23 protein-coding genes are annotated in these 24,512 nt (G+C 69.4%); 11 read left to right on the plus strand and 12 right to left on the minus strand.

The window, feature by feature from the left end; all coding sequences use genetic code 11:
* Positions 1–4: 4 nt before the first annotated feature.
* On the minus strand, positions 5–4,297 hold the full coding sequence (locus NQK81_RS00415; RefSeq protein ID WP_257486494.1) for a GH92 family glycosyl hydrolase: 4,293 nt from the start codon (positions 4,295–4,297) through the stop codon (positions 5–7).
* 200 nt (positions 4,298–4,497) lie between these two features.
* Between NQK81_RS00415 and NQK81_RS00420 the strand changes: the two genes are divergently transcribed.
* Complete coding sequence (locus tag NQK81_RS00420; RefSeq protein WP_257486495.1) at positions 4,498–6,141, plus strand: tannase/feruloyl esterase family alpha/beta hydrolase; 1,644 nt, start codon at positions 4,498–4,500, stop codon at positions 6,139–6,141.
* A gap of 20 nt (positions 6,142–6,161) precedes the next feature.
* On the opposite strand, the gene NQK81_RS00425 is transcribed toward NQK81_RS00420, so the two are convergent.
* From NQK81_RS00425 to NQK81_RS00440, 4 genes are all read right to left on the minus strand, one after another.
* Positions 6,162–6,824, minus strand: coding sequence for an ABC transporter ATP-binding protein (locus tag NQK81_RS00425; protein ID WP_125677525.1), 663 nt, complete (start codon positions 6,822–6,824; stop codon positions 6,162–6,164).
* Entirely contained in the window at positions 6,824–7,516 is a 693-nt protein-coding gene (locus tag NQK81_RS00430) for an ABC transporter ATP-binding protein (RefSeq protein WP_126733096.1), read from the minus strand. Before NQK81_RS00430 ends, NQK81_RS00425 begins: the two co-directional genes overlap by 1 nt.
* Positions 7,509–10,085 (minus strand): FtsX-like permease family protein, encoded by a 2,577-nt coding sequence (locus NQK81_RS00435; RefSeq protein WP_257486496.1) that lies wholly within the window; start codon positions 10,083–10,085, stop codon positions 7,509–7,511. Before NQK81_RS00435 ends, NQK81_RS00430 begins: the two co-directional genes overlap by 8 nt.
* Positions 10,086–10,232: 147 nt before the next feature.
* The gene (locus NQK81_RS00440) at positions 10,233–13,415 is read right to left on the minus strand and encodes an AfsR/SARP family transcriptional regulator (protein ID WP_257486497.1); all 3,183 of its coding nucleotides are present in this window, start codon (positions 13,413–13,415) and stop codon (positions 10,233–10,235) included.
* Positions 13,416–13,510: 95 nt separating this feature from the next.
* On the opposite strand from NQK81_RS00440, the gene NQK81_RS00445 reads away from it, so the two are divergent.
* Positions 13,511–14,386: an NAD(P)-dependent oxidoreductase gene (locus NQK81_RS00445; RefSeq protein ID WP_257486498.1), complete on the plus strand. Its 876-nt coding sequence runs from the start codon at positions 13,511–13,513 to the stop codon at positions 14,384–14,386.
* Between the two features lie 11 nt (positions 14,387–14,397).
* Positions 14,398–15,258 carry an NAD(P)-dependent oxidoreductase gene (locus tag NQK81_RS00450; RefSeq protein ID WP_257486499.1) on the plus strand — a complete coding sequence of 287 codons (861 nt, stop codon included), beginning with the start codon at positions 14,398–14,400 and terminating at the stop codon, positions 15,256–15,258.
* Positions 15,259–15,429: 171 nt separating this feature from the next.
* On the opposite strand, the gene NQK81_RS00455 is transcribed toward NQK81_RS00450, so the two are convergent.
* A complete protein-coding gene (locus tag NQK81_RS00455) occupies positions 15,430–16,311 on the minus strand; it encodes a LysR family transcriptional regulator (protein ID WP_257486500.1) in 882 nt (293 codons plus the stop codon).
* 79 nt (positions 16,312–16,390) lie between these two features.
* Here NQK81_RS00455 and NQK81_RS00460 point away from each other — a divergent pair, with 79 nt between their 5' ends.
* Positions 16,391–17,293, plus strand: a complete 903-nt coding sequence (locus NQK81_RS00460) for an EamA family transporter (protein ID WP_257486501.1) — start codon at positions 16,391–16,393, stop codon at positions 17,291–17,293.
* Complete coding sequence (locus NQK81_RS00465) at positions 17,290–17,910, plus strand: NAD(P)-dependent oxidoreductase (RefSeq protein WP_257486502.1); 621 nt, start codon at positions 17,290–17,292, stop codon at positions 17,908–17,910. Before NQK81_RS00460 ends, NQK81_RS00465 begins: the two co-directional genes overlap by 4 nt.
* A 2-nt stretch (positions 17,911–17,912) precedes the next feature.
* Here the strand turns inward: NQK81_RS00465 and NQK81_RS00470 are convergent, their stop codons facing one another.
* Complete coding sequence (locus NQK81_RS00470) at positions 17,913–18,149, minus strand: hypothetical protein (RefSeq protein WP_257486503.1); 237 nt, start codon at positions 18,147–18,149, stop codon at positions 17,913–17,915.
* Between the two features lie 61 nt (positions 18,150–18,210).
* Here NQK81_RS00470 and NQK81_RS00475 point away from each other — a divergent pair, with 61 nt between their 5' ends.
* From NQK81_RS00475 to rraA, 4 genes are all read left to right on the plus strand, one after another.
* Positions 18,211–18,810 carry a TetR/AcrR family transcriptional regulator gene (locus NQK81_RS00475; protein WP_257486504.1) on the plus strand — a complete coding sequence of 200 codons (600 nt, stop codon included), beginning with the start codon at positions 18,211–18,213 and terminating at the stop codon, positions 18,808–18,810.
* Positions 18,807–19,028, plus strand: a complete 222-nt coding sequence (locus NQK81_RS00480) for a hypothetical protein (protein ID WP_257486505.1) — start codon at positions 18,807–18,809, stop codon at positions 19,026–19,028. Before NQK81_RS00475 ends, NQK81_RS00480 begins: the two co-directional genes overlap by 4 nt.
* On the plus strand, positions 19,025–19,240 hold the full coding sequence (locus NQK81_RS00485) for a hypothetical protein (protein WP_257486506.1): 216 nt from the start codon (positions 19,025–19,027) through the stop codon (positions 19,238–19,240). Before NQK81_RS00480 ends, NQK81_RS00485 begins: the two co-directional genes overlap by 4 nt.
* An 85-nt stretch (positions 19,241–19,325) precedes the next feature.
* Positions 19,326–19,811 carry a ribonuclease E activity regulator RraA gene (gene rraA / locus NQK81_RS00490; protein ID WP_257486507.1) on the plus strand — a complete coding sequence of 162 codons (486 nt, stop codon included), beginning with the start codon at positions 19,326–19,328 and terminating at the stop codon, positions 19,809–19,811.
* Between the two features lie 6 nt (positions 19,812–19,817).
* Here the strand turns inward: rraA and NQK81_RS00495 are convergent, their stop codons facing one another.
* Positions 19,818–20,711, minus strand: a complete 894-nt coding sequence (locus NQK81_RS00495; protein ID WP_257486508.1) for an NADP-dependent oxidoreductase — start codon at positions 20,709–20,711, stop codon at positions 19,818–19,820.
* 70 nt (positions 20,712–20,781) lie between these two features.
* Between NQK81_RS00495 and NQK81_RS00500 the strand changes: the two genes are divergently transcribed.
* Positions 20,782–21,360: a TetR/AcrR family transcriptional regulator gene (locus NQK81_RS00500; protein ID WP_257486509.1), complete on the plus strand. Its 579-nt coding sequence runs from the start codon at positions 20,782–20,784 to the stop codon at positions 21,358–21,360.
* A 74-nt stretch (positions 21,361–21,434) separates the two neighbouring features.
* On the plus strand, positions 21,435–22,274 hold the full coding sequence (locus tag NQK81_RS00505; RefSeq protein ID WP_257486510.1) for an MBL fold metallo-hydrolase: 840 nt from the start codon (positions 21,435–21,437) through the stop codon (positions 22,272–22,274).
* On the opposite strand, the gene NQK81_RS00510 is transcribed toward NQK81_RS00505, so the two are convergent.
* The 4 genes from NQK81_RS00510 to cmtR are packed head-to-tail and all read right to left on the minus strand — an operon-like array spanning position 22,242 to position 24,330.
* Positions 22,242–22,688 carry an LppU/SCO3897 family protein gene (locus tag NQK81_RS00510; protein ID WP_257486511.1) on the minus strand — a complete coding sequence of 149 codons (447 nt, stop codon included), beginning with the start codon at positions 22,686–22,688 and terminating at the stop codon, positions 22,242–22,244. The two genes, NQK81_RS00505 and NQK81_RS00510, sit on opposite strands and share 33 nt — an antisense overlap.
* Before the next feature lie 43 nt (positions 22,689–22,731).
* Positions 22,732–23,343 carry a class I SAM-dependent methyltransferase gene (locus tag NQK81_RS00515; protein WP_257486512.1) on the minus strand — a complete coding sequence of 204 codons (612 nt, stop codon included), beginning with the start codon at positions 23,341–23,343 and terminating at the stop codon, positions 22,732–22,734.
* Positions 23,344–23,353: 10 nt separating this feature from the next.
* Positions 23,354–24,007 (minus strand): cation efflux transmembrane domain-containing protein, encoded by a 654-nt coding sequence (locus NQK81_RS00520; protein WP_257486513.1) that lies wholly within the window; start codon positions 24,005–24,007, stop codon positions 23,354–23,356.
* The gene (gene cmtR, locus NQK81_RS00525; RefSeq protein ID WP_257486514.1) at positions 24,004–24,330 is read right to left on the minus strand and encodes a Cd(II)/Pb(II)-sensing metalloregulatory transcriptional regulator CmtR; all 327 of its coding nucleotides are present in this window, start codon (positions 24,328–24,330) and stop codon (positions 24,004–24,006) included. Before cmtR ends, NQK81_RS00520 begins: the two co-directional genes overlap by 4 nt.
* Positions 24,331–24,512: the final 182 nt, after the last annotated feature.

Consider the following 24,512-nt stretch of genomic DNA (forward strand, 5'->3'; position numbering starts at 1 on the left):
AGGACTACAGCTTCGCGCACTGCCCGGCGGCCGGGCCGCGGACGGTGTTCTGCAGGTCGTAGTCCGTCGGAGCGGGGGAGTTGGCCGCGCACGCCAGAGGTCCGCCGATCGTGCTGGCAGTCAGCACCGGCCCCTTGTTGCCCGTCAACGCCACCGGCCCGCCGATCTCGGTCAGCTCGATCGAGACCGTCCCGGTCGTCCCGGTGATCGCCACCGGGCCGCCCACCTTCGTCCGGTCCAGCACGACCTGCGCCGCGCCGTTCGCCGTCAGCGGACCGGAGATCGAGCCGCCGCGAACGATCAGGCTCGCCCCCGCCGACACCGACACCGGGCCGGAGATCGTCGCACCGTCCACACAGGTCACCCCGTTCCGCACGGTCAGCGGACCCTTACGCTCGCCGGTGATCGTCTCCGTGCATGCCGCGTCGGGCTTGCCCAGCACCTCGAACTCCGACAGCGACGCCTCGCCACCCGTGGTCGCGGTGACCTCGAGCCGGTAGTAGGCGTAGTGCGCCGGATTCGCGATCTTGAACGCCCTGGTCTGCTGACGCCACTGGAACGTCTGGTCGGTCCGCTGATCCGCGACCGCCCACGTCTTCCCGTCGTAGGAACCCTTCAGCACCCAGCTCTTCGCGTCACCCGCGCCCTTGCCCGAAGTCAGCGTGTAGAACGAACCCGCCTCGTTCGTCGAGGGCACCTGGTACTGGATCGGCGCCTTGACCTTCGCCTCGGTCCGCGACGTGTTGTCGAAGAACGCGGCGTCCCCGCCGGAGACCGGCTTGGTCAGGTCGTGCACCGGGGTCGGCACCGCGTCGCCCTTGGTGATCGACTTCGGCGCGTCGTCCGGGCCGGTGCCCCACGACGACGGGTTCGGGCCCATGTCGAAGTCGAGCGTCCCGCCGTTCGCAATCGCCGAATGCGGCAGCGACGTCGAGGTCTGCGCCTTGCCGTTGACCTTCAGACCCTGCACGTAGACGTTCTTCGCGCTGTTCTTCGGCGCGTTGACCACGATCTTCTTGCCACCCGGCAGGTTCACGGTCGCCTTGGTGAACAGCGGCGAGCCGATCGCGTAGTCCGAGCTGCCGACCTGCAGCGGGTAGAAGCCCAGCATGCCGAACAGCCACCAGGCCGACTGCTCGCCGTTGTCCTCGTCACCGCCGTAGCCCTGGCCGAGCTCACTGCCGACGTACAACCTGGCCAGCGCCTCGCGGACCTTCGCCTGCGTCTTCGACGGCTGACCCGCGTAGTCGTACATGTAGAGCGTGTGATGCGCGGCCTGGTTCGAATGCGCGTACATGCCCATCCGCACGTCCCGCGCCTCGGTCATCTCGTGGATGACCCCGGGGTAGGTGCCGAACTTGAGCCCCTGCTCCGGCTTGGCGAAGAACTCGTCCAATTTGGACGCCAGCCCCGCCTTGCCGCCGAAGAGGTTCGCCAGGCCCTGTCCGTCCTGCGGGACCGAGAACCGCATGCCGTAGGCGTTGGTCTCGGTGTAGTCGATACCCCAGACCTCCGGGTCGAACTCCTCCTTGCTCCGGGTGAACTTGCCCGCCGCGTCACGCCCCTGGAAGAAGCCGACACTCGGATCGAACACGTTCACGTACTGGGTGGCCCGCTCGGTGAAGTACCCGTAGTTGTCCAGGTACTCCTGTTTGCGCGGATCGTTCGCCGGAGCCTCGTCGTGGAGCTTCTTCGACATGTTCGCGATCGCGTTGTCGTTGACGTAACCCTCGATCGCCCACGAGAACCCGTGGTCCGCGGTGTTCGGCGCGTACCCGAGGAACGTGCCCTCGTCGATGCCCTTGCGGCCGACCGCGCCGTTCGGCGGGGTCACCGTGGCGTTCTTGATCGCCGAGTCGTAGGCCGACTGGACGTCGAAACCCTTGACCCCCTTGAGATAGGCGTCCGCGAACGCGGCGTCCGAACTGGTCCCGGTCATCAGGTCCGCGTATCCGGGGGAGGACCAGCGCGAGATCCAGCCGCCGTCACGGTACTGCTGCACGAAACCGTCGACGAGCCTGCCCGCGGTGTCCGGGCTCAGCAGCGAATACGCCGACCACACCGTGCGATAGGTGTCCCAGAACCCGTTGTTGACGTAGAACTCGCCGTCGACCAGTTTCGCCCCGGTCTGCGTCGGCGTGTCCTGACCGGCCTTGGGCGACACCGGGCTCGCGTACCTCTTCACCGGCTTCTCGACGGTGCCGACGTTCTCGAAACCCGAGTTCGGGTACAGGAACAGGCGGTACAGGTTGGAGTAAAGCGTGATCAGCTGGTCCTTCGAGGCACCTTCGACCTCGATGACCTTGAGCTTCTCGTCCCACGCGTTCTGCGCGGCGTCGGCGACGGATTCGAGCGTCGCGTTCGGGGCGAGCTCCTGCTCCATGTTCTTCTTCGCCTGGTCCACGCTGATCAGCGAGGTCGCGATCCGCATGTTCACCGTCTTGTCGGCACCCGCGTCGAACTTCAGGTAGCCGAGGACGTTGTCCCGCTTCTGGTCACCCGAACCGGTCGACAGCTTCGAACCGGCGGTCACCGGCTTGTCGAAGGTCGCGTAGACGAACATCCGGGTCGCACCGGCCGACAGCCCGCTCTTCACGTCGCTGTACCCGGTGATGGACCGGCCCGCCGGGTCGAGGGTCAGCCCGCCGTTGTTGTTGACGTTGTCGAAGATCAGGTTCGAGTCCGCCCCGGGGAACTTGAAGCGGTACAGCGCCGCGTGATCGGTCGGCGCGACCTCGGCCTTGATCCCGTTCTCGAAGTCGACACCGTAGTAGTGCGCCCGCGCGGTCTCGTTGGAGTGCTTGAACGGGAGCTTCCGCGCCTCACGGTCCGGATTCGGCACGCCGGACGCGGTCGAGGGCAGGAACTGGAAGGTCTGCCGGTCCGCCATCCACGGGCTCGGCGCGTGGCTCGCGGAGAACGCCTGCAGCGCCGGGAGGTTCTGCTCGTTGTTGCGCGAGTGGTAGGAGTACATCCAGCTCAACGTGCCCGCGTCGGTCGTCGGGATCCAGAAGTTGAACCCGTGCGGGACCGCGGTCGCGGGCATGTTGTTGCCACGCGAGAACGACCCGTTCGACAGCGATCCGCGCGTGGTCAGCACGTTGTCGGACGGGCGAAGGCTCGCCGGCGGCGTCGGCGTCGCCGAGACCTTGATGTCGTCCAGCCAGCCCTGCAGCGAACCCGGGCCGTCCGCGTTGTCGTAGCCGACCAGGATCCGGTCGACCGTCTTGCCCTTGGCGACCACGCCGATCTGCGAGCGCACCAGGTTCCACTGGTTGGTGTAGAGCACCTTGCTCGCGCCCTGGCCCTGCGGGGAGAGCCCGAAACCGTACTGGTCGACCGCGCCGAGCTGGCTCAGGTAGGTGCCGTCGGTGAACGCCAGGTCCACCGCGACGTTCGTGCTCGGGTACTTGAGGTCGCCGCGGATGAACTCCGGCTGCACCTTGTACGACAGCTCCGAGGTCGCCGCCACCGGGATGTCGACGTCGAAGATCTTGTTGTACGACCAGCCGTGCCCCTGCGCCTTGTGGCTGCCGGAGTAGCGGAACGCGCGCAGGCCGGTGAACCCGACCCGGTTCTTGCTGGTGTAACCGCTGCCCGGGCCGCTGTCGGTGAAGCTGCGCATGTTCGGCAACGCCGGCGGGGCCGGGTCCTCGTTGGCCAGCAGCAGCTCTGAGAGCTGCAGGATCGGGCCACCGTTGTTCTTGGTGATCTCGAGCCGGAAGAACTTGTACGCGGCGCTCGCGGCGGCGAGGCGGTACTCCTTCTTCTGGAACGGCTCGCTGAACTTCTGCCCGGTCTGCCTGTCCAGATCGGTCCAGGACTGGCCGTCGGTGGAGCCCTTCAGCGTCCAGTCCTGCGGGTTGCGGTTGTCGAAGTCGTTCGCCGAGGACAACGCGTACCGGGTGATCGACGTCGGCTCGGACAGCGTGACCTGCGCCCAGCCGGTCGGGGTCCAGGCCAGCCACTTGGTGTCGGTCGACCCGTCGACCAGGTTCGCCACGCCCTCGTTCGGGGTGTTCTCGCTGTTGGCGGAGACCTCGGTGACCTTGCCGCGGATGTCACCGGGGATGGTGGTGGCGTTCGCGCCGTCGACACCGAAGGCCTTCGGCTTGCCGGACGGGTCGACGTCGACGGTGTCGCTCCACGTCGGCTGCGGTTCACCTTGCTCGAAGGACGAGTAGAAATCCGGTGGGGCCTCTTCGGCCGCGGCGGTGGCGGGGAGGGCTACCAGCCCGGACGCCACGACCGTGGCACTCAGAAGGCTGCAGACCCAGGGTCTGACGCTTCGGGGCATCGTTGCACCAATGCTTTCTCGCAGGGGGACCGGTGACGCCAAGAGAGAAAAACTCGGTTGTGACATCGATGTCAAGACACTCGGACAAACCTGGCCCGAACTGGACAACCCGGATGCCCGGAAACCTGGTGGACAACCGGCGGGGCCGGGGCCAGGGTGAAGACACGACTGAAGCCGATCCGGGAAACTGGGGTGGGGACATGCGGCGGTTGTCCATGCTCGGCGTGGCAGCGCTCGTCACGGCAGGCTCGATACTCACGGCACCGGCGGCCACAGCCGGCGAAACGACCTTCCGCCCGGTGCGAACCTGCGCCGACCTGGTGCGGACCTATGACGTCCCCGGCGCGGTCACGCACGTCGAAACCGCGACCGTGGTGCCTGCGACGGCGACCGAACCCGAGAACTGCGACGTCCGCGGCTACGTCGAACCGGCGGTACGGTTCCAGCTGCGGCTGCCGACCAAGACCTACGCGGGGCGGTACCTGCAGTTCGGCTGCGGCGGCTTCTGCGGGGTGGTCACCACGCCGCCGTTCGCCGACTGCGGCCTCCCGCACGGCGGTGACGTCGCCGTCGCGGCCACCGACGACGGGCACGTCGGCAAGACCCCGGCCATCGTCGACGACGGCAAGTGGGCCGAAAACGATCAGGCCGCGCGCAACGACTTCGCCTTCCGCGCGCCGCACGTGGTCTCGAAGGCCTCCAAGCGCCTGATCACGCACTTCTACGGCGCTCCGCCGAAGAAGTCGTACTTCAGCGGTTGCTCCGACGGCGGTCGCGAGGCGCTTCTGCTCGCACAGCGCTATCCCCACGACTTCGACGGCATCGTCGCCGGCGCGCCGGCCGGATACTGGGGGCCGCTGCTCGGCGTCTACCAGACCTGGCTCGCCAAGGTGAACACCGGCGCCGACGGCAAGCCGATCCTGACCGAGGACAAACTGCCGGCCCTGCACGCCGCCGCACTGTCCACTTGCGACAAGTCCGACGGGCTCGGCGACGGCGCCATCGACGATCCGCGCACCTGCCGCTTCGACCCGGCGACGATCGCCTGCCCGCCGGGCACCGACAACGCGGGCTGCCTCACCACAGCGCAGGTCGAAGCCACCAAGAAGATCTACGCGCCGCCGACCGACGAACGCGGCCGCAAATTGTACCCGGGCGGCCAGACCGTCGGCTCCGAACTCTCCTGGTACGGCTGGATCATCCCGTCGCCGGAAACCGGTGGAATCCCGTTCGCGCACGCGCTCGCCGACAACTACCTGAAGTACATGGCTTACCCGATCGGGACACCGCATTCGTCGGTCGAGAAGTTCGGCTTCACCGCCCGTGAATTCGACAGGCTGACCCCGGAAGGCGTCCGCTCCAACGCGATGGCGCCGGATCTGCGCGAATTCCGGCGCGCTGGCGGGAAACTCGTGATCTGGCACGGCTGGGCGGACCAGGCGATCCCCGCCGCGGGCAGCATCGACTACTACGAACGGCTCACCCGCGCCAACGGCGGCTCCGCCGCGACGCGGGACTGGGCGCGACTGTTCATGGTGCCCGGCCTGTACCACTGCGCGACCGGCGACAAGCTGACCGAATACGACCCGCTGAAGGAACTCGTCTCCTGGGTCGAGCGCGGCACCGCGCCGGACCGGACGATCGCCACCGGCCGCGACGCCGACGGCAAGGTCTTCCGCACGCGGCCGGTGTTCCCGTACCCGCTGCAGGCGAAGTACGACGGCACCGGAAGCGTGGACGACGCGGCGAACTTCGTTCCTGTCCCGCCTGCGCGGCCCTCGCACGATCTTGTGAACTGGGCGGGGAACGGGCTGTACGGCAAGGCGGGGCCGGTCGCTCCCTGAGTTGCCTTACCACTCACGAGTCAGGAAAGGACGCCGTCCAGCAGCCGTACCCGCCGGTCCGCGATCCGGTGCACCTCGTCGTCGTGTGTCGCGACGATGACCGCCGCGCCCTCTTCGGCGCAGCGCCGCAAAAGCCGAAGCACCCGCGGCGTGCTCCCGGCGTCCAGGTGCGCGGTTGGCTCGTCGGTGAGCAGGACCCGGGGCCGCCCGCTGACCGCCCTGGCGAGCGCGACCCGTTGCTGCTGCCCGAACGAGACCTCGAGCGGGTAGCGGTCCCCGAGATCACCGATCCCGAGTTCCTCCAGCAGATCCGAAACCCGCGTGTGGATGTCCTTCGCGCTGGGCTTGGGGACGTCGGACCGGAGCCGCAGCGGCAGCGCCACGTTCTCCGCGATGGTCAGTTCGTTCGCGAGGCCGAGCGCCTGCGGCAGGACGGCGCAGGTGTGCCACGGCGGCGCGCCCGCTATCGGGACGCCGTCCAGCAGGACACTGCCGGAATCGGGCGAGTCGAAACCGCACAGCAGCGCCAGCAGCGCGCTCTTGCCGGAACCCGACCGGCCGGACACGGTGACCAGTTCGCCCGCGGCCACGCGCAGTTCGAGCCCGCGCAGGACTTCGACGTCCCCGCTGGGATGGGGGAACCGGCGGCGCAACCCGACGGCCTCGAGGGCGGGTTCCGCCATCACGGCACGACCTCCCGTTCTTCGACTTCTTCCAGTCTGCCCTTGTGCATCCGCGCGACGCGGCTGCCGAGTTCGATGAGCCGGTCGTCGTGCGAGGCGACGATGACGGCGAAATCCTGATCCGCCAGGTACTTCAGGGTGTCGAGCACCCGGTCGGCGGAGCCTTCGTCCAATTGGGACGTCGGCTCGTCGGCGAGGACGACGGTCGAGCGGCGGGCGAGGGTGCAGCCGAACGCGAGACGTTGCTGCTGCCCGCCCGACAGCGCGGAGATCCGCCAGCTGCCGGTCCCGCCGAGCCCCAGCTGTTCGAGGATGTCGTCGGGCAGGCATTCGGTCCCGGCCGATTCCGCCGCCGCGCGGAGATTGTCCGCGACGCTCAGATACGCGAGCAGGTTGTCGGTCGGGTTCTGGAACACCAGACCGAGGTGGGTCCGCCGCAGCGCCCGCCGGTCGCGGTGCCGCAGCTTGCCGGTTTCGCTGCCCTGGAACGAGATCGTGCCCCGCACGGGCTGTTCGAAGAGACCCAGTGTCCGCAGCAGGGTGGATTTGCCGGAGCCGGACGGCCCCGCCAGCACGGTGATCCCGCGCGCCGGGATGTCGAAGGTGACGTCTTCGACGCCGGTGACCGTGCCCGCCGGCGTCTGGTAGTCGACGCCGATCCCGCGCAGCCGGAAGATCGGTTTCTCAGGCACGGATCAACTCCGCGGTCCGGGCGGTGCGCACCGAGCGCATCGCGATCCAGCCCGCCAGCGCCACGACGAGCACACCGACGGCGAGCACGGTCAGGGCGAGCGGGGTCGGGTCGGGCAGTGCCGACTGCGGCGGGAGGAACGTCGCCGGATCGAACCGCGGCACCGAAAGCCCCGCGACCGAGACACCGCATACGACGCCGATGACCACGGCCAGCCCGCTGAGGGTGCCCAGTTCCATCAGATGACTCGCCAGCAGGGCACGTGGCCGCATCCCCATCCGCAGCACCAGCGCCCCGGCGAGCGCGTTCTGCCGTCGCCGGACTTCCACCGCGACCAGCAGCGACAGCACGGCCACCACGCCGAGTACGGCACCGAGCAGGGCCATGAACGAGAACGTCCACGACACCACGTAGAACGGGAGCGCATCGAGCGCGGACTCACGGGTGACGCGGTTGACCGCCGTCATCACCCCCACGGAAGCCAGCGCCTCGGTCACCTGCGTCATCGACGAGCTGGAGAGCACGCTCCACTTGGGCACGGTGCGCAACTGCGCCTCGGTGAGCGATTCCCGCGAGATCACGTACCCGGCCTTGGTGCCGATGATCGGGAACATCGGCAGCTCGCCGATCGCCTCGGCGTCGGCGAGACCGGCGGGCAGCTTGGTCTTCTGGGCGGTGTCGTGCCCGATCCGGATCGCCGGGACCCCGGTGCCCTGGCCCGACAGGCCGGTCATCAACCGGTCGACCTCGGCGCCGTCGAGCGGACCGAGCGTGGCGGCCTGCCGGAAAGTCCGTGGGTCCACGACCAGTACGACGTTGCCGGTGCCGGTCAGCTCGCCGACGATCGTGGTGCTGCCGTCCAGCGAGGCGGGCAGCGCGACCTTCCCGGTGCCGACGACGCTTTCGGTGTCGACCCTGGTCTCGGCCCCCACGAAGATGGCCGACTTCGTCTGCAGTGCCTCTTCCTGACCGCGCGCGATGCCGATCCCGGTGGCCAGGGTTCCGATGGCGAGCGTGCCGATCACAAGCACACCGGTGACCGGTGCGCGGGCACTGGCCAGCCGCCGGATGGCCAGCTGCAGTGCCGGCCGAGACCAAAGCCGCGCGCGATGCGACGCGTGCAAGGCGAGCCAGGCCAGTCGCGCGGCGACGAGCCCGACCGTCAGCACGACGAACACCGGATACGTGAGCGCGAGCGGGTCGACCTGGGGGAGCGGATTGCCGATCCGCGACCCTTTGCTGTAGTCGACGAGCCGGTTCCAGCCGAGCAGGGCGACACCGGCGGTGAGCAGTTCCCACGGGAAGAAGGCCAGGAACTTCACCTTCTTGCGCCGTCCGGAGCGGACCCGGCCGAGTTCGAACTCCCGATGGGTCCGGACGGAGATCACCCCGGCGAGCAGCACCAGCGAGACGAGCAGGATCGCGGCCGCGACGAGCGATCCCCAGAACGTCGCGCCGTCGTCCAGTTCACCCGGTGGCCCGTAAAGCCCGAGCAACAGCCGGGCGAGCACCGCGCCCGCCGCGCCACCGGCGACGATCGGGAGCCCGAGTTCGGCGACCGCCAGCAGTCCCAGCGCCCCGGGGCCGCTACCCCGCGCGGACAGCAACCTCAGCTGCGGGTGCCGCCGCTGGTACCACTGCAACGCGACCGTGCCGATCCCCGCGCAGCCGACGAGGATGCTGATAGCCGCGAGCGGCAGGATCGAGATCAGGACGTTCGATTCCGCCTGGTTGCTGATCTGGACCGAGCGCTCGAACGGCAGCGACCCGACGATCGCGTCACCGAGGCCGCGGGACCCCAGATCCGCCTTGACCGCGGCGATGAGGGCCTTCCCCCGTTCCTCCAGGTCCTCGGCCTCGCTCACCGTCTTGGGCGGAGCCTCGTAGAACGACATGTGGAGCGTCTTGATCATCGGGATGCCCAGCGCGCGGACGGTGTCGTCGAAGGTCTTCCCGTCGTTGGCGAACATGACCGAGTCGAGCGGGTCGTTGGCGAGCCTGCTGACGACGGCGTTCCGCTGCTGCGAGCACCACCAGCGCGGTGCTGGGTCGGGAAGGTCGCGGTACAGCCCGGTCACCGGAGGTATCGGGGTGCCCTGGATGCTCGGCGTGGCCCCGACCTTGATGTTCTCCGCCCCGGCGACGACGGTGCCCAGCAGGAAACCGGCGCCCGCGGACCCGCTCGTCACGTCGAGGTTGCCCTGCGCCGCCTGGTCACGATGGGCGAGGACGACCTTGTAGTTGGGGTCGCCGTTGAACTCGGTGCCGAAGAGATACGGCGTGTAGCGGGAGGTGACCGGGGCGGGGAAGCCGTGCGCCGGGGCGTTCCGGCGGACCGACTCGACGACCTGCGGTGCCACCGCGGCGGGCACGTTGTCCTTGCTGAAGACCGGCCCGTAGTAGTCCGGGCACACGATGCCGGACTGGTACGTGACGGCCGCGCCACCCGAGGCCGAGGCCTGCAGGACGGCGGCGGTGCCGAGGAAACAGGCCAGCAAGGCCGTCACCGCGGCGATGATCAAAGTCAGGGGACTGGTCAGCGCCGCTTTCGGAGCCGCTCGCCACGGCATTGTCACCCTGGGCCCGCCGGGAGCCCCCCACCTCACCCGCATGGATACGCACGCTACCGGTCACGGCGCTCTGACGACAGGAAGGAATCACTGTTTGTTGCTGACGTGAAGTAAGGCATGGTCCATTGTGGTGACCCGGGTGCGTGGTCACTGACTGTCCGTCACCAATTGGTCGATCGGCGTCGTCTCACCCTCCTCGCTCTCCGCCGAGAATGCGGTTTCTCCGAGTGCCGTGACGATCACGCCGGTAATCCGGTCGACGTCGACGCGTTCGGCTTTCGGCAGGGGAGCGCCCACCGATCGCCGCGCGGCGGCCGCGGCACCGAGCAGTCGTGCGGCCAGGCGATACGCGCCGGCCGCCGCTTCGGCGCCGGCCAGGCCCTCGAGACCGAGGGCGATCGCGCGGGGATCCTCGCTGTGGCGAGCGATCTCGAGACCGTCCAGGTGGAGCCGTTTCGCCGACGCCGCGTCTCCGCGTTGCTCGGCGATGAACCCGAGCTCGGCGAGGATCAGGGTGCTGCCCGCTTCGGACTCCACCCGGCGATGCCAGTCCAATATGGACAGCAGCCGCCGCTCGGCCTCGTCGAACCGCCCCTGGCGCCGTGCGCCGAGCGCGAGCCCTGTCTCGGCGTAGACCTCACCGGGTTTGAAGCTGTACTCGACGGCCAGCGTCCTGGCTCGCTCGTGGAACTCCGTCGCTTTTTCGAAGTCGCCAGTGAGCAGCGCCGTCCGGCCCAGCCACGACAGTTTGTAGGAGACCTCCGGCCACAGTTCCAGTTCCTCCGCACGGCGAAGACTTTCCCGATGGACGCGGGCGGCATGGTCGTAGTCCCCGGCGATCGAGGCCAGCATGCCGATGACGAAGGAGGCCTGCAACCAGCCCCAGCGTTCGCCGAGCCCGTCGAAGATGGCGGCGCTCTGTGCGGCGATCCGGCCGCCTCCGGTGAGGTCGCCGCCGGCGATCAGGTGGGCCGCCCGGTCGCTCAGCGCGGCGGCGGCGCTCCAGTCGTCACCGATGTCGCGAGCGGTTTCCAGTGCGCCCAGCGTGAACTTCTCCGCCCGGCACAGGTCGCCGACCGTGGACCACGCATAGCCGAGGAACCACAACGCCCGCGCGCGCACAAGAGGATCGGCGATACCCCACACGGTCTCGTCCACCGCATCTCCGGTGCCGTCGAGCACGGCGATCCCGGTACGCCAGGCGAGCGCCTGCGCATACTCGTCTCCGGTGCCGGAATCGGTGCCGAGCACGAGGTCCAGCGAGCGCCGGGCCTCGGTGAGCCGTCCGCGGAGGTACCAGAACCACGACGTCGCGTTCACCAGCCGCAACGCGAGCCGATGCTCTCCTTGCCGTAGCAGCGTTTCCAGCGCGCGACGGGTGTTGGCCCCTTCGGCGTCCAGCCTGTCGAGCCAGCGCCGCTGCTCTTTCCCGCGCAGACCCGTGTCCCCGCGTTCGGCCAGCTCGACGTGGAAACGAGCGTGCCGCAAGTACAGGTCGTCGAGTTTGCCTGCCTGCTCGGCGTGGCCCAACGCGTACGCGGACACGGACTCCAGCAGCCGGAACCGCGGTTCGCCCGACCGGCCTGGCCTGCTGACCACCAGCGACCTGTCGACGAGCCGGGACACGAGGTCCAGCACGTCACCGGCGGCGATCTCGCCACCCGCGCAGACCGACTCGGCCGCGTCGAGGCCGCAGCCCTCGGCATGGACGGCGAGCCTGCGCAGCACGATCTGTTCGGGCTCGCTCAGCAGGCTCCAGCTCCAGTCGATCATCGCCCGGAGCGTCTGCTGGCGGCGCGGCCCGCCTCGCCTGCCCGAAGACAGCAGGGCGAACCGGTCGTCGAGGCGGGCGAGGAGTTCGTGCACGCCCAGCGTCCGGACCCGGGTGGCGGCGAGTTCGAGTGCCAGCGGGATGCCGTCGAGCGTGCGGCAGATCCGCGCGACCACCGCCGCGTTCTCCGCGTCGAGCGCGAACCCCGGCGCGGCCGCCGCGGCACGGGCGGCGAACAGCCGGACGGCACTCGACTCCCGCACGGCGGCGAAATCCGGCAGGTCGGGCAGCTCCAGCGGTGGTACCGCCCAGACGTTCTCTCCCGGCAACCCGAGCGGCTCCTGGCTGGTGGCGAGCACACGCAGCCGTGGCGCTGTCGCGAGCAGCTTTTCCACCAGCATGGCGACCGGTTCGACGACCTGCTCGCAGTTGTCCAGGACGAGCAGGATCTCCTTGTCCCGCAAGGCATCGGCCAGCGACTGGGTCAGTGATCCGGCCGACGTCGCGTCCTCCCGGAGATCCAGCACGGCCGCCAGGACGACGGCGACGTGATCCTCGGGCGGGCACGTCGCGCACTCGACGTTGTCCAGCCCCGATAGCTCGACGAGCCAGGTGCCGTCACCCATCGCGATCTTCGACGCGGCCTCGATGGCGAGCCTGGTCTTGCCCACACCGCCAGGCCCGGTCAGGGTGACCAGCCGCGCGTCGGTGACGAGCGCTCCGACCTCCTTGACCGCCGTCGTCCGGCCGATCAGCTCGGTCACCGCCTCGGGCAGGTTCCCGCGCACCGGCGCGGCGGCGCGGACCGGCTCGAGGTCCGGACTGTGGGTGAGGACCGCCTGGTGCACCGCCGCGAGCTCCGGACCCGGTTCGAGACCGGATTCGTCACGCAGGCGGGCGCGCAGCTCGGCGTAGGTTTCGAGGGCTTCGCTGTGCCGCCCGGCCGCGTACAACGCGCGCATCAGCAGCCCCCGGAGCCGCTCCCGCAGCGGATTCCGCGAGACCAGCCCGGCCAGCTCCCCGGTGAGGACGCCGTGCTCGCCGAGCGCCAGCCGGGCCTCGGCCCGCTCCTCTTCGGCGAGCAGCCGCTCCTCCTCCAGCCGCTGCGCGGCGGCGACGGCGAACGGCTCGTCCTCGAATCCGGCGTACGCGGGCCCTCGCCACAAGGCCAGCGCGTCCGCCAGCAGAGCGGCACGGGCGCGTGGGTCGACGGTGTCGCGGGCACGGGCGGTGAGCGCGCGGAACCGATGGACGTCCAGGTCGCCCGGCTCGACGGCGAGGACGTATCCGGCGGGTTGGTGCGTCACGAGATCCCGCGCGCCGGGCTCGGCGCGATCCAGCGCGCGGCGCAACTGGGAGACCTTCGTCTGCAGGGTGTTGCCCGGATTGCCCGGCGGATGCTCGCCCCACAGATCGTCGGTCAACGACGACACCGACGCCGCCCTGCCGTCGCGGCTCAGCAGCCCGGCGAGCAGGAGGCGGACCTTCGCCTCGGGCACGACGACGGGCTCGCCCGCGGTCGTCCACACGGCGAGTGGTCCCAGCACTCCGAATCGCACGAAACCGACGTTAGCGCGGACCACCGACAGGATCGTGCGCGAGGCCGTGCGCGGACCCGCAGCGATCCGTGCGCGGCCCGCGTCACGGTGGTCCCATGAGCGAACACGGCAAGACCCCGGTGACGGTACTGGGGCTGGGCGCGATGGGAACCGCGCTCGTAGAGGCACTACTGGCGGCCGGCCATCCGGTCACCGCGTGGAACCGGACCCCGAGCCGCGCCGAGGCGGTGGCGGCGAAGGGAGCTTCGGTCGCTTCGACCCTCTCGGAGGCTCTCGCGGCGAACCGGATCGTGATCGCCTGCCTGCTCGACTACGACTCGGTGCACGAGGTCCTCGACCCCGTGGCTTCCGAGCTCAAGGGCCGGCAGCTGATCAACCTGACCAACGGCACCCCCGGCCAGGCGCGCGAAATGGCGGCCTGGGCCGAGGAACTCGGCGCGGAGTACCTGGACGGCGGGATCATGGCGGTCCCGCCGATGATCGGCACACCCGCGGCGTTCATCTTCTACAGCGGCTCGGGCACCGCCTTCGGCCACGCCCGCACCGCGCTCGACACCTTCGGCGGCGCCAACTATCTCGGTGCCGACCCCGGGCTGGCGCCACTGCACGACATCGCGCTGCTCAGCGGGATGTACGGCTTCTTCATCGGCGTCATCCAGGCGTACGCGCTCGTCGGCTCGGCGGGGGTCAAGGCGCGGGAATTCGCGCCGCTGCTCCGCGCCTGGATCGACGCGATGAGCGGCTTCCTGGAGCGCTCCGCCGAACAGATCGACGACGGCGACTACGTGACCGACGTCGTGTCGAACATCGGGATGCAGGCGGCCGCCTACCCGAACCTGGCGCAGGCGGCGGAGGACCAGGGCATCAGCGCCGAACTGCTCACCCCGCTCCAGTCGCTGATGGACAAGCGGGTCGCCGGCGGACACGGCGCCGAAGACCTCATCGGCGTCATCGAACTCCTCAAGAAGTAAAGGAAAACACAATGATCACAATGATCGGGCTCGGCCCGATGGGACAGTCCATGGTCCGGGTGCTCCTGGAGAACGGCCACGGAGTGACGGTCTGGAACCGTACCGCCGCCCGCGCGGACGACGTCGTCGCCGCGGGCGCCGTGCGCGCCGCGACCCCCGCGGACGCGGTGGCGGCCTCGGAGCTGGTGTTGCTGAGCCTCACCGACTACGCCGCGATGTACGACATCCTGGGCAAGGCCGAGGATGCCTTGGCGGGCAAGGTGATCGTCAACCTCAGCTCGGACACCCCGGAGAAGACCCGCGAAGCCGCGGACTGGGTCAAGGCCAGGGGCGGGCAGTTCGTCGCCGGTGGCGTGATGGTGCCCGCCGAGCTGGTGGGCAAGGACGAGGCGTACGTCTTCTACAGCGGCCCGGCCGACGTCTTCGAGAAGCACCGCGAAACGCTGGCGCTGATCGGGCGACCGGACTTCCTCGGTGAGGACGTCCGGCTGGCACAGCTGTTCTACCAGGCGCAGCTGGACATCTTCCTGACCTCGCTTTCGGTGTTCCTGCACGCGAGCGCGCTGGTCCGCTCGGCCGGGGTGCCCGCGCAGAAGTTCGTCCCGTACGCCAAGGACAACTTCAAGATGATGGATTTCTACCTGGACGCCGCGGCCGAACAGATCGAGAAGGGCGAGCACCCCGGTGATGACGCCAACGTGACCATGATGGGCGCGACGGCCGACCACATCGTCCAGGCGAGCCGGGACGCCGGGATCGACGTGGTCCTGCCGGAGGCGGTCAAATCGCACTACGACCAGGCGATCGCCGCCGGGCACGGACGTAGCTCGTGGACCAGCCTCTTCGAGATCATCAAGGCGGACCAGAAGTAACTGCCCATGGCTCGTGAGTGGGCGGGACGGTTCTAGCCGAGGGTGTCTTAGGTACCTACTGGCTTCCGGCCGCCGTTGCCCCCCGGCCCGGCCTGTAGGGGCTGGAGCCGGGGGTACCGAGCGCCTCGGGTTCTCGTGAGTGGCGATTCGGGTTAGAACCCGAATCGCCACTCACGAGGTCTTGTACTCGACGCCCAGTACTTCCAAGAAGGCCTTCGCCGCCGGAGTGACCGTGTAGCGGTTCCAGACGAGGTGCTCGATCCGCGCGGGCGCGTCCTTCACCGGCACGGTGACCACGTCGGTCAGGTTCGGCACGAACTTCGACGGCAGCAGCGCCACCCCCAATCCCTGATGGATGAGCCGCGCCATGTAGTCGGCGGCCGTCACCTCGAAGGCCACTTCCCGGGTCACTCCCGCCGCGGCGAAGGCCCGATCCGTCTGGGCTCGTCCCGCGGAGCCCGCCGGGAAGTCGACGAACACCTCCGACGAGAGCCGCTTCAAGTCCACTTCGGACTCGACGGCGAGAGGATGCCCCGGAGCCACGACGGCGATCAGATCGTCGCGGCCCAGTTCGCAGGTGGCCACGCCGTCCGGCCGGTCGGTCACCGGGAGACCGAGGAAAGCGACCTCGATGGCCCCCTCCTTGATCTGCTCCACCAGTTGCCCGCTCGCCCCGACCCGCAGCCCGATCCGGACGTGCGGATACCGGCTGCGGAAGGTCTGCAGCGCGGCCGGGACGTCGACCGCCGCGACGGTCGGGATCACGCCGACGGTGAGCCGCCCGCGGATCTCGCCGACGGCCGCGGCGACCTCCGACCCGGCCCGCTCGGCGGCCTCGAGACATTGCCGGGCCGCGGGAAGGAACGCCTCGCCGGCGGCGGTGAGCCGTACCCGGCGGCTCGTGCGTTCGAACAGTCGCGCGCCGAGCTCCCGTTCCAGCCGCGCGATCTGGTGACTCAGCGCCGACTGCACGACCAGGCACCGTTGCGCGGCACGCGTGAAGCTGTTCGTCTCCGCCACCGCCACGACGTACCGCATCTGCTGAAGCTCCATGGATCCATCTTGAATCACGATGGATCAAGTGACAAACATGTGTTGGACTCATTGATCGTTGGCGCCGAAGCTGGGAAGCGTGAAAACGCTGACGACCACACCGCTCGCCGCGGGTCTCGCCGGAACCGCGCTGACCGCCTTCGCCCCCATGGTCTGGGGGACGACCTACGTGGTCACCACCGAACTGCTTCCGCCGGGCCATCCGCTTTTCGCAGGCCTGATGCGGGCCTTGCCCGCCGGACTGATCGCGCTCGCCATCACCCGCACGCTCCCGCGCGGCACATGGTGGATGAAGGCCGTCGCGCTCGGCGTCCTCAACATCGGGATGTTCTTCCCCCTGCTGTTCGTCGCCGCCGAACGCCTGCCCGGCGGAGTCGCGGCCACGCTCGGTGCCGCCCAGCCGCTGCTCGTCGCGATCCTCGCCGTGGCCGTACTGCGCCAGAGCCCGTCCGCGTGGCGCTTCGCCTGGGGGATCGTCGGGATCGTGGGGGTCGGCCTGGTGGTGATCGGGCCGGCGGCGGGCTTCGACCTCGTCGGCGTCATCGCCGGACTCGGTGGCGCGGGCACGATGGCGCTCGGCGTCACGCTCACCAAACGATGGGGACGCCCCGACGGCGTCGGGCCGACCGCGTTCGCGTCGTGGCAGCTCACCGCGGGCGGGTTGTTCCTGGTGCCGGTGACCTTCCTGTTCGAAGGCGCGCCGCCCGCAATCGACCTCGACGCGGCCGTCGGCTACCTCTGGCTCGGCCTGGTCGGCGGCCTGCTCGCCTACGTGCTGTGGTTCCGCGGCATCACGTCCCTGCCGGTCACCTCGGTCGCGGTCCTCGGCCTGCTCTCACCGATGGTCGCGGCGGTGCTCGGCGCCGTGCTGCTCGGTCAGTCGCTCGGCCCGATCCAGCTCGCCGGTTTCGCGCTCGCGCTGGCCTCGATCGTGGCAGGCCAGATCACCCCGAAGAGCAAGCAGGAAGGCGTCGTCCGATGAAGATCGCCGTCGTCGGAGCGTCGGGAATGGCGGGTTCCCGAGTCGTCGCCGAGGCCGTTTCCCGCGGACATCACGTCATTGCCGTCTTTCGCCGCACCCCACCGGATCTCGCTCATCCCGACGTGGACGTCGTGCGCGGCGACGTCACCGATACCGGTCACATGAGCGCGGTGTTCGGTGAAGTCGACGCCGTCGTGGGCGCGACGAGACCGGCGCCCGGTGCCGAAGACACGGTCGCCGCCACGGTCACGGCGCTGCTCGACGCCGCGGCGGGCAAACGCGTCCTGGTCGTCGGCGGCGCCGGGCCGTTGCGGTCGCCGTCCGGCGGGCTGGTGATCGACGATCCGGCGTTCGTGCCGACGGAGTGGCGGCCCATCGCCTCGGCCAGCATGAGCCAACTTCGGGCATGCGAGGCCCACGTGGGCGACTGGGTGTACCTCAGCCCGCCCGCGATACTCGAACCCGGTGTCCGGACCGGAACCTACCGGCGGGGAACGACGACCATCCTCACCGCCGAGAACGGGTCGTCCGGGATTTCGGCGGAGGATCTCGCCGTCGCCATCGTGGACGAACTCGAGAATCCCGGCCGGGACCGGCATTTCACCGTGGGCTACTGACGCTACAGCCGCCACTTCAGCTCGGGCGGATCACCCGGCGACGGCGTCTCCGGGCTCCGTTCGGCCTCGACCTGGATCTCGATGTTGGTCTTGTGCGAGATCGGATCCCAGATCTCCTCGATCGGCGCCAGCAGCGATTGGCTGACGCCTGCCCGGCGGGCACGCGCCGCGTACCACGCGAACCCGGCCAGGAAGAGGGGAAGGCTGAGGAACGCGGCCACGGGTGCCAGGAACTCCATGCGTCCGACGATACGGTAACGTCGTGTATCCAGAAACAGTCTGTTACTGAATGGGCGGGCGATGACCAGGCTGACACGAGCCGAACAGCAACGGCGCACCCACGAACACCTGTTGGAGGCCGGACGCCAGGTGTTCTTGCGGCGCGGCTTCCTGGCGGCGACGGTCGAGGAGATCGCGGCCGACGCCGGGTACACCCGCGGAGCCGTCTACAAACACTTCGGTGGCAAGGAAGGGCTGTGGCTGGCGATCATCGAGGCCACCGCGGAAGGCCACCTGAAGGTGCTAAGGAAAAACCTCGCCCTCGCCACCGGCCGGGACGACGTGATCGCGGCCCTGGCTCCTGTCGACGTGGTGGACAGGGACGCCGCCAAATGGAGCGCGGCGGCCGCGGAGGTACTCGCCGCGACGGCGCAGCAGCCCGAAACCGCCGCCCTCGTCGCCGCCGTTCAGCGGCGTCATGACGACGAGGTGGTCTCCCTGCTCGCCGAACATGCGCGGCGGCTCCGCCTCGAACCCGCCTTGCCGCTCCACGAGGCCGTCGTGATGCTGGGCGCGCTGGGCATCGGGCTCGCCTTGCGTCAGGCGGTCGCACCGGCCGCCGACCCCGCCGCGATCCTCACGCACGTGCTGGACTCGGTGTTCCCGCCCGAGGCAACGTGACGGCAGGTCCGGACGTACTCCCGGTGACACCGGGGCGGGGTTCGATGCTGTGGGCCGGGCGGGCGCAGCACCCGCGAAAGTGGTTTCCCGAGTACACGGTGATGATCATCGCCATCGGGATGGCCGCGGTCCTGATCGTCTTCGGGCATCCGGGCTCGGCGTTGCCCTTCTACGCCGGCATGTTGCTCGCGTTCGGTGTTTTCTCGTCCAGCGCGTGAACGATCGTCGAGCACGAGACCGCGCTCTGTCCTACCTGGTCACCACTCAGCGGATCATCGTCGCCGCGAGCCGGCCCAACGGCACCGAATTCCGCCGGGTCTGGCTGCGTTACGTCCAGCATCCGCCGAAGGTCAAAGCCGGGAAAGCAGGCGGCGGCACGATCACTTTCGGCGGTGTGCGGGGCCGCCGTCAGCTCCGGTCCTGGAACTGAGGGCCATCGCCGATGCCGCGAATGTGGCGAACCTGATCCTTCAGGCACAGCACCGGGCCGCCGGAAGGACCTACACTCAGGCGCCGTGATCGATTCCTTCACCACCGCCGATCTCGTGGACGAACACGGCGACCGGCTTCGTGTCTGCGACACCCAGTTCCGCCAGTTCGGCGGGCACCGGAAGTTCTCGGGTCCGATCCGCACCGTCTCCTGTCACGAGGACAACGGCCTGGTCAAGAAGCTCCTGGCCACCCCTGGTGACGGCGCCGTGCTGGTGGTCGACGGTGGCGGCTCGCTGCACAGCGCGCTCACCGGCGACATGATCGCGAAGTCCGCCGTCGACAACGGCTGGGCGGGCATCGTGGTCAACGGCGCGGTGCGCGACAGCGCCGAGCTCGCCGGGCTCCCGCTCGGAGTTAAGGCGCTCGGCACCAACCCGCGCAAAAGTTCCAAGGCGGGCGTCGGCGCTGTCGACGTCCCGGTCGGTTTCGGGGGAGTGACGTTCACTCCTGGAGACACGCTTTACGCCGACGATGACGGCGTCGTGATCCTTCCCCCGGCCGGATCCTGATCCGGCTCAGACGACGATGACCCGGCGGCCGCGCGTGTGCCCGGCGCGGCTGTCGGCATGTGCGGCCGCGGCGTCGGCGAGCGGATAGGCCTTCTCGACCGGGATGTGCAGCTTCCCCCGCGCGATGAGGTCGACGGCCTCGGCCAGCGCGTCCGGCACGCTCCCGGCGACGCCGGAGAAACGGACGCCGAACTCGGGCGCGCCGAGATCGGCGATGGAGACGACCTTCCCCGGATCCCCGGTGAGCTCGACCAGCTCGGCGATCACCCCGGACCCGGCCAGATCGAGAGCGGCGTCGACCCGGCCGAACCGCCGCACCCGCTCGACCCAGCCCTCGCCGTAGGTCGTGGCTAGCGCGCCCAGGCCGCGCAGGTAGTCCTGGTTCGCGGCACCCGCCGTGCCGATCACCTCGATGCCGCGTTCGCGAGCGATCTGCAGCACCGCCGACCCGACCCCGCCGGACGCGCCGCTGACCAGCAGCTTCTCGCCCGGCCGCGCTCCGACTTCGCGGATCAGCCGCAGCGCGGTCTCGACCACCGAAGGGTATCCGGCAGCCTCCTCGAAGGTCAGTCCGTCGGGCATCACGGCCCAGGCCGTCAGCACGGCGAACTCGGCATAAGTGCTCGCGCCCTCGCCGAACACGAAGTCGCCGACGTCGACTCCGACGACACCTTCGCCGACCTCGTCCACGATTCCGGCGGCGTCCAGGCCCACGCCGGACGGCAACACGGTCGGATGTGCGCCGAGGACCTGGCCTTCACGGATTCTCCAGTCGACGGGGTTCACCCCGGCGGCCCGCACCGCGATGCGCACCTGGCCCGGGCCGGCGTGCGGATCTTCGGCGTCGACGAGCTGCAGGACTTCCGGACCACCGAACTCGGTGAAGATCACTTTCTTCATGCCGTCGAACGTAGCACTAACGGTTAGGATTTTGAAACCGTTGTTGTTTTGCATCTGATAGCGTCCCCGCATGACCGTGCCGACCGGACGTCGTGAGCGAAAGAAGGCCGCCACCCGTCAGAAGATCGCCGAGACCGCACTGCGGCTTTTCCTGGAACGCGGGTACGACGCGGTGGGCATCCGCGAGGTGGCCGCGGAAGCCGACGTCGCCGTCACGACGCTCTTCTCCCACTTCGCCTCGAAAGAGGCCTTGGTGTTCGAGCAGGACGCGAACTTCGAGCAGGGCCTCGCGCGGGCGGTCACCGGAAGGGCGCCGCATGAGCCGCTGATTCCCGCGCTGCGTCACGAGGTCCACGCGATGGTGCGCCACTGCACGGCGGACGGCGCCGCCCCGATCTGGCGCATGATCGACGAGTCGCCCGCGCTGCGGGAGTACGAGGACTCGATGCGGCTACGTCACGCGGAGACGCTGGCGGCGGCCATCGCGGCGGACCCGGAGTCGGCGCGGTCCGCGACCGCCTGCCGGACGATCGCGAGATTCGTGCTCGACGCCTATTCGCTCGGCCGGGAGGCCGCCGATCCGGAGGTAGCGGTGAACGAGATCTTCCGGATGATCGAAGCGGCCTGGGAAGCCACCGGCCCCGCCTAGTGCTTGCAATCTGCCACCAGTTGGGACTACCGTCTCCGCAAAGCGGTTGCACATCACAATCGGAGGGGATCGCCGTGCTGACACAGGTCGCGGAGGGTGTGCTGGTCCACCAGAGCGCGTTGCTCGAGAACAACGCGGTCGTCGTGGAGGGCGCGGACGGTGTTCTGCTCGTCGACCCCGGGCTCACGGGCGCCGAAATGGCCTGCCTCGCGCACGACCTGGCCGATTCGGGCCGCCCGGTGGTGGCGGGTTTCGCGACGCATCCCGACTGGGATCACGTGCTCTGGCACCCCGAACTGGGTGACGCACCCCGTTACGGCACCGCCCGGTGCGCGGAGTATCTGCGTGATCTGCGGTCCAACCCGGATTGGAAGACCGGCGTCGCCGAGGGGCTGCCACCGGAAATCAGCGGTGAGGTGCCGCTGGACCTGTTCGGCCTGATCACCGGCCTGCCCGCCGGAACCACCCGGATTCCCTGGGACGGCCCGCGAATCCGGATCGTCGAGCACCCGGCCCACGCCCCCGGTCATGCGGCGCTGGTGATCGAGGAACGCGGGGTGCTGGTCGCCGGCGACATGCTTTCCGACGTCCTTGTCCCGATGTTCGACGACGACGGCGATCCGCTCGAGGACTACCTCGCCGGGCTCCGGGTGATCGAAGACGTGGCGGGCGACGCCGCCGTCGTCGTACCCGGCCACGGGGCCGTCGGCGGAGCCGGTGCGGTACGGGCACGCATCGACTTGGACCGGGCGTACGTACACGCCTTGCGAGACGGTCGGACGCCGGACGACCCGCGAATCGGGTCGTCCGCGAAGCCTGGTTGGGAATGGGTGAGGGATCTGCACGACGGGCAGGCCCAAAGCCTCGCCCGGAGACAGGCGTCAGCCTCTCGGCATGACGCAGAGCTCCCGTGACTCCCCGGACTTGAAGTCGTAGACGACGGGATTGCCGTACTCGTAGCCGGGCACGGTGTTGCAGTCCGAGCCCGACGCGGACGCGAGCTGGGCGATCACCGAGTAGTTGGCGGAGCTGTCCGAACAGTGGACCCGGACGGCGCTGGCGCTGAACGCGCCGTTGCTGCCGGCGTCTTCGTCGGCCGAGATGCAATCCCCGGCCTGCGCGGAGAACGGGTCGGGGTCGACCTGGGGGACATCGGCGCCGGACGAGCCGCCGCTCGTGGTGATCGCCACGGTCACCGCGAGCGCCCCGCCGGTGACGACGACCGCCGCCGCGGCGATCCCGACGATCAGCCCGGTCTTCGGGGCCTTCTTCGGCGGCGCGACGGGATACTGCTGCCAGATCGGCGACTGTTGCTGAGGGTAGGTCACGTCATCAGGATCGGCCTCGCCGATGAAATTCCGATGACACGCTTCACTTACGGGCGACGAGCCGTTCCACGAGCCCGAGCTTGAACCGTTCCCGGTGCTCCACGGCCAAGCCGAGACCGTCGATCTTCTCGAGCGGGCGGCGAAGGAAGTGTTCGCCCGCCATCGGCACGGTGATCTTCTCGGCCATCCATTGCAGGCCGCGGACCGCGCGCGACGAGCTCGCGATGTGGTCGAGCAGGATGAGCCTGCCCCCTGGCCGGAGCACCCTGGCCATCTCCCGTAGCGCCTTGCCGTCGTCCGGGATGGCGCAGAGCCCGAGCGTGCAGACCACGGTGTCGAACGAATCGGCGTCGAAGGGCAGGTGATGGGCATCGGCCCGCCGTAGCGTCACCGGACGGCCGAGACGTTCGGCGCGAGCGCGGGCGATGGAGAGCATGCCGTCACTGAGGTCGATGCCGGTGAGCGTGACGCCCTCGGCATAGAGCGGCAGGTTCAGGCCGGTCCCCACGGCGACTTCGAGGACTTCGCCGTCGGCCTGGCCGCAGGCCCACGCACGGGAATCCCCGAAGAGCTTCCGGTCCAGGAACTGCATCTCCCGGTCGTAGTTGCGGGATTTGGTGTCCCAGTAACGGTTCCATCGGGCGGGCCGGGTCATGACGCTCCTTTCAGCAGCAGTGCTCACCGCGCCAGGCCTCACGGCCCTCCTTGATCGCGACGGCGGCGATGACGAGCGCGACCAGCGGATCCGCCCAGTACCAGCCGAAGAGGCTGTTGAGCAGCAGCCCGACGAGCAGCACACCGGAAAGATAGGTGCAGAGCAAGGTCTGCTTCGAGTCGGCGACGGCGCTCGCGGAGCCGAGTTCGCGCCCGGCGCGGCGCTGGGCGTAGGACAGGAACGGCATCACGAGCAGTGAGACCGCCGCGAGCGCGATGCCGACAGGGGAGTGCTCGGCGGGGTCGGCGCCGAACAGGGTGCGGACCGCTTCGACGGTGACGTATGCGGCCAGCGCGAAGAAGGACACCGCGATGACCTTGAGCGCGGTGCGTTCGCGGGCTTCGGGGTCCTTCCCGGAGAACTGCCAGGCGACCGCCGTGGCCGAAGCGACCTCGATGACCGAGTCCAGGCCGAAACCGATCAGTGCCGTCGACGAGGCGATGGTGCCCGCCGAGATGGCGACGACCGCCTCGATGACGTTGTAGGTGATCGTGGCGGCGACCAGGAGCCGGACCCGCTGGGAAAGCACGGCACGGCGCTCCGGGGCCACTGTGGACTTCGCGGTGCAGCAGCCGTCCGCGCAGGAATCGCTCTCCACGCTCACCGGAGCACCTCGTCCAGACAGGGCTCGGCGGTGTCGACGGCCAGCACGACCTGGACGAGTTCCCGCAGGGCGCGGGCGAGGTGCGCGTCCGCCAGTGAGTAGCGGACCTGCCTGCCTTCGTAGGTGGCCACGACCAGTCCGCAACCCCGCAGGCAGGCGAGATGGTTCGACACGTTCGAGCGGCTCAGTCCGAGTTGCTCGGCCAGAAGCCCGGGATAGCTCACGCCGTCGAGCAGGGCGACCAGGATCCGGCACCGGTTCGGGTCGGCGAGGGCGCGGCCGAGCCGGGCGAGCGCGGCGCCCTGGGTCTCACATGTCAGCACAGCCAGGACAGTACAGCGAACGCTGACATGTCAGCAAGGGCTGAACCATTGACCCGACGGAGTGTCCGGACGCGACCCTCTGTTTCGTCGCGGTCTGTCAAGCCATCGCCGAACATGGACACCGGAGCGACCCGAAAGAGTCCGGTGTGGCCACTCCAACGGTCGCACCCCGGGCACGCGGG

The sequence above is a fragment of the Amycolatopsis roodepoortensis genome (assembly GCF_024628825.1).
Classification (GTDB): Bacteria; Actinomycetota; Actinomycetes; order Mycobacteriales; family Pseudonocardiaceae; genus Amycolatopsis; species Amycolatopsis roodepoortensis.

Excerpts from the sequence above, each read along its gene's own strand:
- NQK81_RS00425 (WP_125677525.1), bottom strand. The coding sequence starts at position 6,824 with ATGGCGGAACCCGCCCTCGAGGCCGTCGGGTTGCGCCGCCGGTTCCCC.
- NQK81_RS00495 (WP_257486508.1), bottom strand. The coding sequence starts at position 20,711 with ATGAAGAAAGTGATCTTCACCGAGTTCGGTGGTCCGGAAGTCCTGCAG.
- NQK81_RS00515 (WP_257486512.1), bottom strand. The coding sequence starts at position 23,343 with ATGACCCGGCCCGCCCGATGGAACCGTTACTGGGACACCAAATCCCGC.
- NQK81_RS00435 (WP_257486496.1), bottom strand. The coding sequence starts at position 10,085 with ATGCCGTGGCGAGCGGCTCCGAAAGCGGCGCTGACCAGTCCCCTGACT.
- NQK81_RS00465 (WP_257486502.1), top strand. The coding sequence starts at position 17,290 with ATGAAGATCGCCGTCGTCGGAGCGTCGGGAATGGCGGGTTCCCGAGTC.
- NQK81_RS00445 (WP_257486498.1), top strand. The coding sequence starts at position 13,511 with ATGAGCGAACACGGCAAGACCCCGGTGACGGTACTGGGGCTGGGCGCG.
- NQK81_RS00450 (WP_257486499.1), top strand. The coding sequence starts at position 14,398 with ATGATCACAATGATCGGGCTCGGCCCGATGGGACAGTCCATGGTCCGG.
- NQK81_RS00475 (WP_257486504.1), top strand. The coding sequence starts at position 18,211 with ATGACCAGGCTGACACGAGCCGAACAGCAACGGCGCACCCACGAACAC.
- NQK81_RS00455 (WP_257486500.1), bottom strand. The coding sequence starts at position 16,311 with ATGGAGCTTCAGCAGATGCGGTACGTCGTGGCGGTGGCGGAGACGAAC.
- NQK81_RS00470 (WP_257486503.1), bottom strand. The coding sequence starts at position 18,149 with ATGGAGTTCCTGGCACCCGTGGCCGCGTTCCTCAGCCTTCCCCTCTTC.
- NQK81_RS00415 (WP_257486494.1), bottom strand. The coding sequence starts at position 4,297 with ATGCCCCGAAGCGTCAGACCCTGGGTCTGCAGCCTTCTGAGTGCCACG.
- NQK81_RS00500 (WP_257486509.1), top strand. The coding sequence starts at position 20,782 with ATGACCGTGCCGACCGGACGTCGTGAGCGAAAGAAGGCCGCCACCCGT.
- NQK81_RS00420 (WP_257486495.1), top strand. The coding sequence starts at position 4,498 with ATGCGGCGGTTGTCCATGCTCGGCGTGGCAGCGCTCGTCACGGCAGGC.